This is a genomic window from Peribacillus sp. GL_122 (assembly GCF_057835005.1).
On the sequence record NZ_CM174415.1, the window covers coordinates 566,313 to 580,261 of the forward strand.

A 13,949-nucleotide genomic window follows, 5' to 3' on the forward strand; every position below is an offset into this window, starting at 1 on the left:
TAATAAACCAAAAAACAATACAAAGGAAAAAATATGAACCAATCTCATAAAATTGCATGTAAAGTGGCTTTTATATATATAATCATTGGGGTCTTATGGATTTTCGTTACGGATTACATCTCTATGACACAGGCAAGGGCAGATGTTCAGATATATGCAATGTTCCAACATTCCAAAGGGTGGATGTTCATTTTCATAACCGGGCTTTTCCTATACTTCATAATCAGGTATTGGACGGGGAAAATGTTGAGGTCCCAACAGGAATTCATTCTGAAGGATGAACAGTATCGGTCACTGTTCAAGCATAACCCGGATTGTGTGCTTGAGCTGGATCTCGAAGGAAATGTCGTTTCGATAAACCCTGAAGCTGAAAAACTATTAGGTCATAACAGTGACAATTTGAAAGGCAAGAATGCGAATCATCTCCTTAACTGGAATGAAGGTGATAAAGTATCTGTATTCTTTAAACAGTCCCTTCAAGGGGAGGCTGTAAAATTCGAAACGACCATTCAGAATGGCAGTGATGAAGAACGGATAATCCGTGTAACTTTTTTACCGATCATCGTTCACGCGGAAATGCTGGGAGTATATGCAATCGTTAGGGATATTACTGAATTGCGGCGCGAAGAGGAATTGATGATCATGTCTGAAAAGCTATCTGTAATCGGACATCTGGCTGCAGCGGTAGCACATGAGATAAGGAATCCGCTGACATCGTTAAAAGGATTCGTACAGTTAATGGATATGACGCAGGAGGTAAACCCGCTGCATTCTGATATCATGTTGAAGGAAATTGACCGAATTAATATTATTTCAAGTGAACTTTTGATTCTTGGGAAGAAACAGGATGTAGCATTCCGCAGGATCGATCTTGCCGACAGTTTACAACAGGTATTCACGTTGATGAAAGCAGAAACGAATTTGAATAATATCGAAATGGGGTTCAGGGTTAAAACCGCCGAACCGATTTATATTATGGCTGATCCAATTGAAATTAAACAGTTGATAATCAATATCGTCAAGAACAGCATTGAAGCGATTGAGGATAATGGAAAAATTGATATATCGCTGCAAACCAGCGATGGACAAGCTGTAGTCAGCGTGAGTGATAATGGCATGGGTATGGTGCCCGAGCGCCTTGAACGGATTGGTGAGCCTTTTTATTCGACGAAGGAAAAGGGTACAGGGATCGGGCTAGCAATTTGCCGGAAAATCGTTCATCGACTTCACGGGGAAATGCATTTTGAAAGTGAGTTAAACAAAGGGACGACGGTTACAATTCGTATTCCGTTGGCTACTGGACAAGAATAAATGGTACTATGAAAGATAGGAAAAGTTATATTTTAAAGGAGAACGATATGAGCGAATTACCTGAATTAGTGAACGATAGAAAACCATATATACAAGAGGTCTGGAAGAAGTCCGGATTCGGACAACTTACCCCGATTCAAACGAAAGCGATTCCGGTGATTGTCGAGGGAAAAGACATCATGGCTGAATCACCGACTGGTACGGGAAAAACATTAGCATATTTATTGCCATTATTAGAAAAGATAGATCCTGAAAAGAAATCGCCCCAAGCTTTGATTTTGGCATCATCACGAGAACTGGTCATGCAAATCAATGAAGAGATTCGCATTTGGTCAGAGGGAAGCGGCATTACGGGTGCAGCATTCATCGGCGGTGCTAATGTGAAAAGGCAGTTGGACAAACTGAAGAAGCGTCCCCAGGTGATTGCTGGAACACCGGGGCGTATTTACGAATTGATTGCCCAAAAGAAATTGAAGATGCATGAAGTTAAGACGATAGTACTTGATGAAGGTGACCAATTGATCACTCCAGAGCATATGGGAACGATCAATAATATTATCAAAACAACGCTAAAAGACCGGCAAATCATGGTGTTTTCAGCGACCTTGCCGGAGGAAACGGAAAAAGCCGCCCGGGGATTCATGAATGAACCCGAAATGATCAAGGTCGATAAGCATGAAAAAATGGAATCAAAGGTGGACCATCTTTACTTTGTTGTTGAGAGACGGGAAAAGTCCAAAATCCTCGAGAAAATAACAAGAATTAAAGATGTGAAGGCCCTTGCCTTTCTGAATGATATAGCAGAGCTGAGCGTCTTGCATGAAAAGCTGAGTTATAAGGGTATTGAAATGGGCGTGCTTCACGGTGAATCCAATAAAGTCGACAGGGAGAAAGCGTTGCGTAAGCTTCGTTCCGGAAAATCCCCAATGCTGATAGCAACGGATGTAGCGGCAAGGGGGCTTGATATTAAAGGTCTTACTGCGGTCGTTCATATTGATATGGCTGACAACATCGAACAATATATCCATAGATCTGGGAGAACTGGGCGAGCAGGTGCAGATGGCACTGTCATTTCGATCGTAACGGAAAGAGAAGAGCGAGAGTTGAAAAAAATGGGTCGTGAACTGGAGATTCCATTAACGAGAGTAACCTTCTATGGTGGAAACATCGTAGTCGATGAATGATACGAAAAAAGGGACGGCCATGGCGGCTGTCTTTTTTTTGCCAATGCCCGTTAAGATTAAAAATTAAAAAGTTGCTTATTGTACAGAATTCCCAATACATGCTTTTCCACTTTCTGAATATGGTGGGATTCCCAGTAGAAAAGTGATTGTTTTTGCTAAATCAAATTTAACGATGGGTGCCTCGGCAAAAGGGCTGAAATGATCCAATAAAGCTCAGGATAATATCCCCTCATAGCATTTGATACTATAAATATTCGATTGTGAAATTATACTAAATTCAGGAGTTCGTTAATGGGGGATAATCATGAATGAAAACGCTTCCTTTATGTGGTTTTTTGACATATGATAGCAATAGACATAGGTTAGGAGGAGACGGTATGACAGGAAAGTATAAACAGTTTGAAACGGCAGTCATCCATGAAGGATATGACTCGAAGAAGCATTTAGGAAGCTTGGCAACACCCTTATTCCAAACCTCAACATTCACTTTCGAAAATGCCGAGCAAGGGGAAAGGCGTTTTGCCGGTATGGAAGAAGGATACATTTATTCTCGCCTAGGAAATCCAACGGTACAAGTGCTTGAAGAAAAGATTGCCGCTTTGGAAGGCGGGGAAGCTGGCCTTGCTTTCGGTTCAGGCATGGCTGCCGTTTCAGCAGTGCTTTTTGCATTAACAAAAACAGATGACCACATCCTGTGCTCACAGGGGCTATATGGTTGTACATTTGGCCTCCTGCAGCTAATGAAAAATAAATACCGCATCACACATGATTTTTGTGAAATGGATTCAGAAGAACAAGTAAGGAAAATGATCCGGCCGGAAACGACCTGTATATATGTAGAAACCCCGATCAATCCGACGATGAAAATGATTGACTTACAGATGGTGGTGAGAGTTGCGAAGGAATATAATGTGACGGTCGTAGTCGATAATACGTTTTCGACTCCCTACCTACAGAGACCGCTTGAATATGGCTGTGATATCGTCCTTCATAGCGCTACGAAATATCTTTGCGGGCATGGTGATGTCGTTGCAGGCCTTGTCGTCGGTAAGAAGGAATTCATGAATCAGGTAGCCGGGACTACACAGAAGGATATCGGTGGAATCATTTCACCATTCGATGCCTGGTTACTATTACGGGGGCTAAAGACCTTGCCTGTCAGGATGGACCGTCATTCGGCCAATGCAATGGCAATCTTTCAAGAACTTAAGAAACATCCAAAGGTGAAAAAGGTCTATTATCCAGGTGATGAAGCTTCACCGGATCATTATATAATGCAAAAACAAATGAAACATGGCGGCGGCCTTATCTCTTTCGAACTGCATGGCACAAAACAGGATGCACAGGAATTCCTCAATAAATTGAAACTTATCAAAATTGCCGTAAGTCTAGGTGATGCCGAAACATTGATCCAGCATCCCGCTACCATGACGCACTCTGCCGTTCCTGAAGATTCACGGGAACAAATGGGCATCAGTGACCAGCTGGTCCGTCTCTCAGTTGGCCTTGAGGCTTGGGGGGATATCTGGCAAGATCTTAAGCAAGCATTTTAGGGTAACATATCCCTCATTTGTTCCTCCGATTATTAATGAAGATGGTGATGGATACGATAAAAGTGATGGCAGCCAGGATATAAGAAATGTCTGTGATTATCGGATAGGCGTCGCTATTTCGTATCCCGATGCCTATGAATGCCCAAACGAATACGAGAGGATAGCACCAATCCCGGTTTTTACCTGCAAAGACAAAGGCCAAGGCTGTTGCTGCAATCAGCAGGACGATCGTCCAGGTTATACGGGAAACCCCAAAACCGTCCCATTTGATATAGGTGAGGTAATAAGAAATGTCAGCTATGGCTGCAACACTTACCCAGCCTGTATAAACAGAAAACGGAAATAGGTCGAAAGCAGCATGCTCCACTTTTTTCATTCTTGTATAAATGACCATTAAAGTAGCCGACAGGGCAATGATAATGAATACGGATAACAAAAAGCGTTCATAGTGCCAAGCCAAAAGCCAAGCGCCATTCAGGACACAGCTTAAAGCGAACCAAGGGAAGGATGCCTTATAAGCAGGGCTGTTTTGATGTTTACTTAAAAACTGCCTGAATACCCAGGTGGCAAGCGAGAAATAGATCAAGCCCCATATGGAAAATACATAACCGGCAGGAGTGAAAAGGACATCCAGTTTATCGGAAATCTCTCCCGATGTTTGGCCGTTCAATGGCAGGAAATTGGCTAAAAAATTCATCGTGACGACGAACAGGTAGAAAATCAAGTTAATGATGGAAATAATCATGGGCTTCCTCCTTGTATGATTTGTGATCCTTCTAACCTTATTCCACATATTTAGCTTGGCTAACCTTTTCGGAGCACATCGGGGGTACTTGGGGGTCATTTTTCCATAAAGAGAGGAAGTTCCTGTAACAATTGAACCATTTAAGGTTAGAAATTTTACATCTTCACTTTATGGTGATAAAATATTCAAAGATTCATATTATTTTAGTCCTTCGGGGTCGGGTGAAAATCCCAACCGGCGGTGATGAAGAAATTCTAAGCCCGCGAGCCTGATAAAGGCAGGATTTGGTGAGATTCCAAAGCCGACAGTACAGTCTGGATGGGAGAAGGACGTGTGGAACCCAAGTGTATACGTACGCCTAATTTTTCGAAAATGAAATTATTAGGCTTTTTAGGTATACAATTTTTTTCACTCATTTCTCCTGCTAACTCCTTAGGTCATCCTAAGGGGTTTTTTATATTTTATAAAAGGGGGAAAAACATGTTTACGGGAATCATTGAGGATATCGGTACCGTACATTCCTTGAAAAAAGGAAAAAGCAGTATGGAGTTATCGATTCGTTCTGAAAAAATCCTTGAAGATGTGCATCTGGGGGATAGTATTTCAGTCAACGGGGTCTGCTTAACGGTAACATCCTTCACGAAAAGTTTGTTTACGGTCGACGTGATGCCGGAAACGGTCAAAGCTTCCACGATCCGGACGTTAAAATTGGGATCACCTGTTAATCTCGAACGAGCAATGAGTGCACAGGGAAGGTTTGGCGGTCATTTTGTTTCAGGTCATATCGACGGAACCGGAACGATCATAAAAAAAGAACGGAAAGAAAATGCCGTATATTATGTAATCCAATTGGAAGAAGGGCTTAGTACCTTCTGCATTCCGAAAGGTTCCGTGGCCATTGATGGAACGAGCTTGACGATATTTGGGATCGAAAGGAACCTTTTGACTGTATCATTGATTCCATTGACTCATCAGGACACCATATTGGGACAAAAAGCGGCTGGCGATATCGTTAACATCGAAAACGACATGATAGGGAAATATATAATACATCAAATGAAAAATGGCAATCCAAAACCAGGACTGAATTTAGAGTTTTTGGCAGAGCATGGATTCTAATAAAAGGGCGGTGTAATGATGTTCCATACAATAGAAGAAGCAATAGAAGATTTGAAGGCTGGCAAGGTAGTAATCGTATCCGATGATGAAGACCGTGAAAATGAAGGGGATTTTGTAGTGTTGGCCGAAAAGGCGACACCGGAAGCGATTAATTTCATGGCGACTCATGGACGTGGTTTGATTTGTACAACCATCACTGAAGAACTGGCAGCGAAATTGAAACTGCATCCTATGGTAGGTGAAAATACCGATCATCATGGCACTGCTTTTACGGTAAGTGTCGATCATAAAAGCACCTCTACAGGAATCAGTGCTTTTGAACGGTCCTTGACCATCCTTGAACTTCTTAATGATGATTCTGTCGCTGAAGATTTCCAAAGGCCTGGTCACACTTTTCCGATAGTCGCTAAAGAAGGCGGCGTATTAAGGAGGGCAGGACATACGGAGGCATCGGTGGATTTGGCGAAGTTATGCGGTGCCGCTCCAGCGGGTGTCATTTGTGAGATCATGAATGAAGATGGATCGATGGCCCGCGTATCCGATTTAGAAGTCATCGCTGATAAATTTAACCTGAAATTCATTACGATAGCCGATTTGATTCGGTATCTTGAACAAAATGATTCAATTGGGAAACAGGAACTTGAACTGAACATCCCGAAAGCTTGAAGGATTATTAGGAATTAAATCTTAACGTGAAAAAAATGATATTGTTTTTTAAAATTAGGAGGAATTGGACATGGGGAAAACTATTGAAGCACAATTGATCGGATCAGGATTGAAAGTCGGAATCGTGGTAGGAAGATTTAATGAGTTTATCACAAGCAAGCTTTTAGGAGGGGCATTGGATGGCCTTAAGCGTCATGGCGTTGATGAGAATGATGTTGACATCGCGTGGGTCCCGGGTGCTTTTGAACTTCCGTTAATTGCTAAGAAACTTGTGAATACAGGTAAATATGATGCTGTAATCGGTCTTGGAACGGTAATCAGGGGTGCCACTTCACATTATGATTATGTCTGCAATGAAGCAGCTAAAGGCATGGCTTCCGTTTCATTGGAAACAGGTGTACCGGTTATCTTCGGTTTGCTGACAACTGAGAATATTGAACAAGCCATTGAACGTGCAGGAACAAAATCGGGTAACAAAGGCTATGAAGCTGCGGTTAGTGCCATTGAAATGGCCAACCTTGGAAAATTAATAGAACAGTGATTTCACATAAGGAAGCCGCAGGGAATAACATTCCTGCGGCTTTTTTAATTGTTAGATTGGAAATACCTCGATTTCAAAGTAATGTGTTTTAAGGTATAAATCTTGAGAAATAAAGAATAATTAGGGAATTTCAAAAAAAAAAACGAACAAAAGCATCACGTAATGGAAGCATGATAAAATATGCGGATATGATTATGCTACAATTGTAAAGATTGCAATTGAAATTCATGACTTTAGGGAAAAGTAATTTTATTAGTTATTAGGAGGGGTTTGTGTGTACCATCTCTTTACACATAATGATTTAGATGGAGTCGGCTGCGGCATTGTAGCTAAGCTGGCATTCGGAGAAGAAGTAGTGGTTAGTTATAATTCAATTGGCCGCCTTAATCAGAATGTAGGAGCATTTCTTGAGCAGGCTAAGATTGAAGATACATTGATCGTTACTGATTTATCGGTTGATGAAGATAACGAAAAAATGATTACTCAGTTTGTGGAAGATGGAGGCAAGGCACTGCTGATTGATCATCATAAGTCAGCACTGCATTTAAACGAACATGATTGGGCATCTGTAACTGTCGAACAGGAAGATGGTAAACAGACGGCAGCGACATCATTATTCTATCAGTATGCAGTTGAAAATAAATTGCTGGAACCTTCAAGCATTGTCGCTGAATTCGTTGAATTGGTTCGTCAATACGATACTTGGGAATGGGAAGTCAATAAAAATACAACGGCAAAACGATTGAATGACCTGTTTTTCATGATTCCGATAGAGGAATTCGAAATGAAGATCGCAAATAAGCTGTCCACGGCTGAAAGTTTTACTTTTGACGAAGTGGAGCAAACCCTTCTGAATGTTGAAGAGAGTCGAGTAGATCGGTACATAAACAGGAAAAAAAGAGAAGTCTATCAGGCTACTGTCGGTCCCCATACAGCTGGTGTGGTCCATGCAGAGTCATACCACTCGGAATTGGGTAATGAACTGTCGAAAGAGTTCTCGCATCTGGATTATATAGCCATCCTGATGGTAGGAAGTAAAAGAATCAGCTTCCGGACAATCCACGATGATATAGATGTTTCTGAGGTTGCCGGCAAGTACGATGGGGGCGGTCACCAAAAAGCCGCCGGTTGCACCATGTCCGAAAAGGCATATAGCCAATATGTCGAAAAGACCTTCCATGCCGAGCCCCTTAAACGAGACGCACATAAGAATCAATTGAATGTAAAGGATTCCCCAGAGGGTTGCTTATATTCAACGAGAGACAAACAGGACATATTCATCTATGAAGATGAAGAAGAGGAATGGATTGTTGAAATCAACGGAAAACAACAGAAAAAAACATTCGATACATTTGCGGAAGCGGAAAAATACATGAAGCGGAAATACGCTGCATGGCTGGCCCATGATGAAAGATATGAAGAGTTTATCAATAAGGGATGAATTAAAAGCGGCTGTCCAAATGGGACAGCCGCTTTTCAATCTTCCATTGTCATTCATGATTTACCTTTTAAGCGGGACAGGATGAACGATCGTGCGGGACTGTTTTTTCGGAATGATATTTTGGCGATGTAGAATTGCATTGATTTCTCCGCCGATCACAAAAATCAGACCACTCAAATACAACCAAAGCATCAAGATGATCACGCCTCCTAAACTGCCGTAAGTGGAAGAGTAGTTGGCAAAGTTACTGACATAGAATGAAAATCCAAGTGATATTCCCAGCCAAAGTACAGTTGAGGTCACTGCCCCAGGGATGACATGTTTAATGGGAAAACTTTTATTCGGTGCAAAGCGATATAAAAAGGCCAGGACAAGTGAGATGACCACAACCGCGATAACCCACCGTAATAAGCTGAATAATATTTGCATTTCTTCAGGGATCGGAATGACTTGCTGTAATAAATCAATGATGACCTTTCCGAAGACGGGGAGACCCAACATGACGATGAATGCTACAACAAGGCTTAATGTCAATACAATGGAAATGATGCGGGCTTTGATGAAATTCCTTGTTTCTTCTACATCATAGGCAATATTCATGGAATGGATGAACGCATTCATTCCGTTGGAAGCCGACCAAATGGTTCCAAGGAAACCAAAAGTCAGTAAGCCGCCGTTCCGTTCAGATAATATGTTGATGATATTTTTCTCGACGACTTCCATCGTTTCCGCAGGCATGAAGGTTTTTATCGTGTTAAGGGCTGTCTGAATATCGATGTTCAGATAAGGTAATATGGACAGAAGTAAAATGAGCAAAGGGAATAGTGCCAGTAAATAGTAATAAGCTTGTTCTGCTGCCAGTCCGGTTACACGATCTTCCTTTATTTCTTTAATCAGTTTCTTTGAAAATTTTATCGACTTATTCATCTGGGCATCACTCCTGAATAGTTACTTAGGTTATCTCTTCTTTTCCCTCTGTTCATGTAAGTTAATCCTCAAAAGAAAAGAAATTGAAAGTAATCCGCGCGCATGTAGAAGCTTGTGATAATAACCAAAACAAATTTGAGGAGAGGCAAATCAATTTTAAATGCTCCAGCAAAGTGCAAAATCGGAATGATGGAAAGGTGAAGAAATGGCAAGCCAAGGATGATCAACCTTAGCCTATTTATTCCGATACCCTTTGGAAGGTTTTGCGATTAACTGTAAATAGGTGCTGTTGATGCTTCAAGCCTATGAATAATACGGCCAAACACTACTACTAGGTATGATTTTATGCCTTCTTTATAACAAGTATAATAATAATTATGGTAGCAAGTTATGGAAGGTAAACAGAAAAAAGGCCAGACAGCAATGTCTGGCCTTTTTTCTCTATTGCACTTCTTTTCCCTGTTCCTTTTGAACCTTTGGAGGGGTCCATTTGAATACTTTATTTAGGATATTATAGATGTGTTTGGATTCTTTTGTAAGGATCGGCCCAAGAATCGCTAAGGTTAAAACATAAAGTGCCGCAAACGGGGTTAGTATAGGCATTAAACCGCCTGCAATGCCTAAGTTGGCTAAAATGATGGAGAATTCGCCGCGTGAAACGATCGTTAAACCGATGTTTGCGGAAGCTCTGTGAGATAAACCGGATTTGCGTCCGGCAATCATACCAGCTGCAAAGTTACCGATTATGGTGATGATGACTGCTCCAAGAACCATCCAGACAGCTCCCCCAAGGGTCGTCGGATCGATACTCAAGCCAAAGCTGAAGAAGAATATGGCCCCGAAGAAGTCTCTAAAGGGAATGACAAGTTTTTCGATCCTGTCGCTATGTTCCGTTTCAGAAAAGACTAGGCCGAGCAGTAATGCACCGATGGCTTCCGCAACATGAATCGTTTCCGAGAAACCGGCAATGAAGAATAGTAATGCGAAAACGACGATGATAAAAATCTCATCGGAGGTTATATTGAATAATTTGTTAAGGACCCCAGATGCTTTCCGGGCGATAACGAAAAATATCAGCATATACCCTATCGCGATAAATGTAGAAAGTAATGTTCCCCAAACGGAACCAGAAGAGCTTAATACCAATCCGGATACGACTGATAAATAAACGGCGAGGAAGATATCTTCAAACATGATGATGCCAAGGATTAGCTCCGTTTCATTGTTACCGGTCCTTTTAAGATCCACAAGTACCTTTGCCACAATGGCACTTGAAGAAAAACTTATGATCCCGGTTAATATCAGAACCTCTTTTAAGGGAAGACCGAGCAGGAAACCGTACAGCAAGGCCATTCCCACGTTGATTAAAATGTAATAGGTTCCGCCTGTCACGATATTTTTCCCGGACTTCATGAGCTTTTTCACGGAAAATTCAAGCCCAAGGTAAAACAGAAGGAATAAAATACCGACACGACCGAGGAATGCTATTATTTCATCACTTTCAATGAAACGCAGGTCAATTAATCCGAAGTGCGGGGCATGGGGGCCAACGAGCATCCCGATGATAATTAATAGTGGAACATTTGATATTTTGAATTTACCTGCAACGAGAGCGGCTAATGCCACTAGAAGTAGGGCAGTACCCACTTCAAAGACTAAATGGTCCATATGAGCTTAGTCACTCCTTTCGTCAGTCAATAATTCTCTTGTCAGGTTACGGATATCTTTTCTTTCACCGGATATCACAAGAGTGTCGCCTGTTTCGATGATGGAGTCAGGACCAGGATTACTCAATTGTTTTTTTCCTTTTTTAGAATGGGCGATAACGGTCACGTTATAATTGCTCCTGATATCAATCGAACCGATCGTTTGATTGATGGCCTTTGAACCTGGTTCGACTTTGAACCATTCAATCACCAAGTCACCCAATGACATTTCAATTGTTTCAAGTGCTTGTGGTTTATAAACCATGCCGCCTATGATGGAAGCCATTTGCCGGGATTCCTGATCGTTAAGGGTGATGCTCGATATGACGTCCTCATGTTCATTATCAAAATGGTATAATTCCCGACGGCCGTCATCGTGAATGACGATTACTAACTTTTCATCATTTCTCGTTATGATTTCGAATTTTTGGCCAATACCAGGAAGTTCACTTTCTCTAATTCTCACTGGAATTCCTCCTTAAAATGTTGGTTAGAGTTATATAGAAGATAGCAGGATGTTTATAAGTTAACGTCAATATTCGTATTGAATTTCTTCTCCTTGGATATGCCGATGTATTTTAATGTCTCCGATGGACTGGAATGATGGTAATGCTTCTGTATCAAGGCCAGTGAAACTCCTTGTTTATAGGCATGGTAGCCAAAAGTTTTACGCATCGAACTTGCTCCGAATTTGCCTGTCAGCCCTGCACCTTCGACAGCATCATGGATGATTCGGTGCGCCTGTTGACGTGTTATCGGCTTTTTTGTCTTAGGGGAAAGAAATAAAAATTGACCTTCGATAACCTTAGAGCCTTTAAGGTATTCTTGTAACGCGGTACGGACTTTCAGGTTCAAATAAATTTGATTGACTTCGTCATTTTCCGTCCGTTGTTCATAGAACTCCTTGATTTTGCCCGTTTCATCCAGAACGCTGGCCACGGTGATTTCAAGCATTTCATTTATCTTCATACCTGTATTGATGCCGAGTACAAACAATAAATAATCCCGACTGGAGTGAGCGCGTAAGTATGTTTTTATTTTGCTGATTTGATTGATATCCTTAAAGGCTTCTACATATTCCATAGATCTTCTCCTCTTGCCAATGTAACATAATTACATTATAACACAAGTTATGTAACATTGCATGCGTTAAGTCCTATTAAGGCTTCTCCAAAAAGCAAAGTACTGTTGAACCAAAAAAAGCTTTTTCTTATTCTCTACACAATCAAGTGAAAATATATCAGTTTCTTTTAAAAGCAAAAAGGGGTTTGTCTACATTTTTTTATGGCTTGTACAATGTGGGCGTGGTTGTAACGAGAGGCACTAAGCTTTCCAGAGGCGGTACGGGAGCCGCATCGGCTTTCAGCGAGGCTGCTGAAAGACTAACGGTTTTGAATGAGTTATTGTTTTTTTAACAAAAATAGATCACCTCCTGTACGATAATGAACAGGAAGTGATCTATTTCTTTCATATTTAGTTACTTTTCTGCTTTGATTTTCGTGAAAATTCGTTTGAGGTTGACTGCGAAAATGGCTGTTGCTCCTTGAATTCTCATGCCAAATAGAGACCCGCTGATGATGCTTCATCATACCCGTGTCTGTGTAGTCGGATAACGATTTGAAATGGCGTTTTTCACAGGATAAATCGTTATTATGTATTATTGATATGTTTAACTATGGAATTAAACTTTATATGCCACTTTCTCACAAGGATATGAAACGTTAATTTAAATAACTTAAATAAAATGAAGTATCCTAATAATGTCCCTGATATATTAAAGATTACATCATCAATATCAACAAATCTAAAAGTATATCCTGCATATAAAGCTGTTAGTAGTTGACCTGATTCGAGAATTATTCCAGTTAATACACCAGCTATTAAAATTTTCTTAAATGAGGCTCTAAATAAGAAGGGTAATCCAAAGCCTAGTGGGACAGTCATTAAAATATTAAAAAAGCTCAATTTGGTAAATTCATATTTAAATGGGATTAAATTCATTTCTCTCCAAACATTTTGCCCCCCAAATGCTTCTCTTTGATCATCATCTACATAAATGGGAAATTGAGTGAGGTTTATAACATTACATAAATAAACATACATAATTGTATAGAATAAAAGATAGGTATAACTTTTTTTGAAACTTAATTTTAGTATTAGTGCCAAAATGATATATAAAATTATAAAACTGTAAAGAATCCAACCGCTGAAATGATAAACCATTTTAGAGACTCCTATCGTAAAAATATTATCTTAATAAAGAAAGAACTTATAAAGAATTATAAGCTCTTTCCAGTTTTTAATTTGATATTTTTCCTGAACCTTTTATATTTCTACCGTCATCAACTCTAAAAATTTGCAAATAATACTTAGTACCCCCACCTAGTCCAGAATAGCTACCTGACACACTAGAAGAAGTACCATTTTTATTAGGTGTAGCTTTTATTGTACCAAAACTGTTACCTGAGGTCTTATTCCATAATTGATAAGTTATGGGGTTAGGACCTACAGGGCTAGGGTCAGAGCTATATTGATAATGTGTACCACTTAATTTTGCAGTTCCTTTATTTAATTTAAAATATTGACCGTTTTTACTTCCATCAACTATACGAAGATTCATTGTAAAGCTATAAGCGTTAGTTGCTGCAAAAGCAAAAGAGGGCATTGCTATTATAATGGATAATATACATATCACTGAAACTGAAAATAATTTAGTTTTCAATAATTACACCCTTTCAGTTTTTTTATATGTGACC

14 protein-coding genes, 1 pseudogene and 1 riboswitch are annotated in these 13,949 nt (G+C 40.3%); of the genes and pseudogenes, 8 read left to right on the top strand and 7 right to left on the bottom strand.

Annotation, left to right across the window (positions count from 1 at the left end):
• Positions 1 to 33 precede the first annotated feature (33 nt).
• From AC3ISB_RS02725 to megL, 3 genes are all read left to right on the top strand, one after another.
• Positions 34 to 1,311: an ATP-binding protein gene (locus AC3ISB_RS02725; protein WP_144527891.1), complete on the top strand. Its 1,278-nt coding sequence runs from the start codon at positions 34 to 36 to the stop codon at positions 1,309 to 1,311.
• A gap of 47 nt (positions 1,312 to 1,358) precedes the next feature.
• On the top strand, positions 1,359 to 2,495 hold the full coding sequence (locus AC3ISB_RS02730; RefSeq protein ID WP_098370473.1) for a DEAD/DEAH box helicase: 1,137 nt from the start codon (positions 1,359 to 1,361) through the stop codon (positions 2,493 to 2,495).
• Positions 2,496 to 2,872: 377 nt separating this feature from the next.
• Entirely contained in the window at positions 2,873 to 4,048 is a 1,176-nt protein-coding gene (megL, locus tag AC3ISB_RS02735; RefSeq protein WP_098370474.1) for a methionine gamma-lyase, read from the top strand.
• Between the two features lie 13 nt (positions 4,049 to 4,061).
• Here megL and AC3ISB_RS02740 read toward each other — a convergent pair whose 3' ends face one another.
• The gene (locus tag AC3ISB_RS02740; RefSeq protein WP_489275493.1) at positions 4,062 to 4,793 is read right to left on the bottom strand and encodes a TspO/MBR family protein; all 732 of its coding nucleotides are present in this window, start codon (positions 4,791 to 4,793) and stop codon (positions 4,062 to 4,064) included.
• 203 nt (positions 4,794 to 4,996) lie between these two features.
• Positions 4,997 to 5,127, top strand: a riboswitch (FMN riboswitch).
• A gap of 146 nt (positions 5,128 to 5,273) precedes the next feature.
• Between AC3ISB_RS02740 and ribE the strand changes: the two genes are divergently transcribed.
• From ribE to AC3ISB_RS02760, 4 genes and pseudogenes are all read left to right on the top strand, one after another.
• Complete coding sequence (gene ribE / locus AC3ISB_RS02745) at positions 5,274 to 5,912, top strand: riboflavin synthase (protein WP_144527892.1); 639 nt, start codon at positions 5,274 to 5,276, stop codon at positions 5,910 to 5,912.
• Positions 5,913 to 5,930: 18 nt separating this feature from the next.
• Positions 5,931 to 6,569 (top strand): annotated as a pseudogene (gene ribB, locus AC3ISB_RS02750) (3,4-dihydroxy-2-butanone-4-phosphate synthase); the annotation flags it as partial.
• Between the two features lie 79 nt (positions 6,570 to 6,648).
• Positions 6,649 to 7,119 (top strand): 6,7-dimethyl-8-ribityllumazine synthase, encoded by a 471-nt coding sequence (ribH, locus tag AC3ISB_RS02755; RefSeq protein ID WP_048685088.1) that lies wholly within the window; start codon positions 6,649 to 6,651, stop codon positions 7,117 to 7,119.
• 274 nt (positions 7,120 to 7,393) lie between these two features.
• On the top strand, positions 7,394 to 8,560 hold the full coding sequence (locus AC3ISB_RS02760; protein WP_098370478.1) for a DHH family phosphoesterase: 1,167 nt from the start codon (positions 7,394 to 7,396) through the stop codon (positions 8,558 to 8,560).
• Positions 8,561 to 8,620: 60 nt separating this feature from the next.
• Here the strand turns inward: AC3ISB_RS02760 and AC3ISB_RS02765 are convergent, their stop codons facing one another.
• From AC3ISB_RS02765 to AC3ISB_RS02780, 4 genes are all read right to left on the bottom strand, one after another.
• Positions 8,621 to 9,487 (bottom strand): YihY/virulence factor BrkB family protein, encoded by an 867-nt coding sequence (locus AC3ISB_RS02765; protein ID WP_098370479.1) that lies wholly within the window; start codon positions 9,485 to 9,487, stop codon positions 8,621 to 8,623.
• A 441-nt stretch (positions 9,488 to 9,928) separates the two neighbouring features.
• Positions 9,929 to 11,155, bottom strand: coding sequence for a cation:proton antiporter (locus AC3ISB_RS02770; RefSeq protein ID WP_098370480.1), 1,227 nt, complete (start codon positions 11,153 to 11,155; stop codon positions 9,929 to 9,931).
• Positions 11,156 to 11,161: 6 nt separating this feature from the next.
• Complete coding sequence (locus AC3ISB_RS02775) at positions 11,162 to 11,659, bottom strand: cation:proton antiporter regulatory subunit (protein ID WP_098370481.1); 498 nt, start codon at positions 11,657 to 11,659, stop codon at positions 11,162 to 11,164.
• 53 nt (positions 11,660 to 11,712) lie between these two features.
• Positions 11,713 to 12,276, bottom strand: a complete 564-nt coding sequence (locus AC3ISB_RS02780) for a tyrosine-type recombinase/integrase (RefSeq protein WP_098370482.1) — start codon at positions 12,274 to 12,276, stop codon at positions 11,713 to 11,715.
• Positions 12,277 to 12,461: 185 nt separating this feature from the next.
• Between AC3ISB_RS02780 and AC3ISB_RS02785 the strand changes: the two genes are divergently transcribed.
• Positions 12,462 to 12,608 (top strand): hypothetical protein, encoded by a 147-nt coding sequence (locus tag AC3ISB_RS02785; protein ID WP_489275495.1) that lies wholly within the window; start codon positions 12,462 to 12,464, stop codon positions 12,606 to 12,608.
• A 235-nt stretch (positions 12,609 to 12,843) separates the two neighbouring features.
• Here AC3ISB_RS02785 and AC3ISB_RS02790 read toward each other — a convergent pair whose 3' ends face one another.
• The gene (locus AC3ISB_RS02790; RefSeq protein WP_350301144.1) at positions 12,844 to 13,416 is read right to left on the bottom strand and encodes a VanZ family protein; all 573 of its coding nucleotides are present in this window, start codon (positions 13,414 to 13,416) and stop codon (positions 12,844 to 12,846) included.
• 76 nt (positions 13,417 to 13,492) lie between these two features.
• Positions 13,493 to 13,915 carry a hypothetical protein gene (locus tag AC3ISB_RS02795; protein WP_336863759.1) on the bottom strand — a complete coding sequence of 141 codons (423 nt, stop codon included), beginning with the start codon at positions 13,913 to 13,915 and terminating at the stop codon, positions 13,493 to 13,495.
• Positions 13,916 to 13,949: the final 34 nt, after the last annotated feature.

Coding starts and splice junctions, on each gene's coding strand:
- AC3ISB_RS02725 (WP_144527891.1), top strand. CDS start 34: ATGAACCAATCTCATAAAATTGCATGTAAAGTGGCTTTTATATATATA.
- AC3ISB_RS02730 (WP_098370473.1), top strand. CDS start 1,359: ATGAGCGAATTACCTGAATTAGTGAACGATAGAAAACCATATATACAA.
- megL (WP_098370474.1), top strand. CDS start 2,873: ATGACAGGAAAGTATAAACAGTTTGAAACGGCAGTCATCCATGAAGGA.
- AC3ISB_RS02740 (WP_489275493.1), bottom strand. CDS start 4,793: ATGATTATTTCCATCATTAACTTGATTTTCTACCTGTTCGTCGTCACG.
- ribE (WP_144527892.1), top strand. CDS start 5,274: ATGTTTACGGGAATCATTGAGGATATCGGTACCGTACATTCCTTGAAA.
- ribH (WP_048685088.1), top strand. CDS start 6,649: ATGGGGAAAACTATTGAAGCACAATTGATCGGATCAGGATTGAAAGTC.
- AC3ISB_RS02765 (WP_098370479.1), bottom strand. CDS start 9,487: ATGAATAAGTCGATAAAATTTTCAAAGAAACTGATTAAAGAAATAAAG.
- AC3ISB_RS02770 (WP_098370480.1), bottom strand. CDS start 11,155: ATGGACCATTTAGTCTTTGAAGTGGGTACTGCCCTACTTCTAGTGGCA.
- AC3ISB_RS02780 (WP_098370482.1), bottom strand. CDS start 12,276: ATGGAATATGTAGAAGCCTTTAAGGATATCAATCAAATCAGCAAAATA.
- AC3ISB_RS02790 (WP_350301144.1), bottom strand. CDS start 13,416: ATGGTTTATCATTTCAGCGGTTGGATTCTTTACAGTTTTATAATTTTA.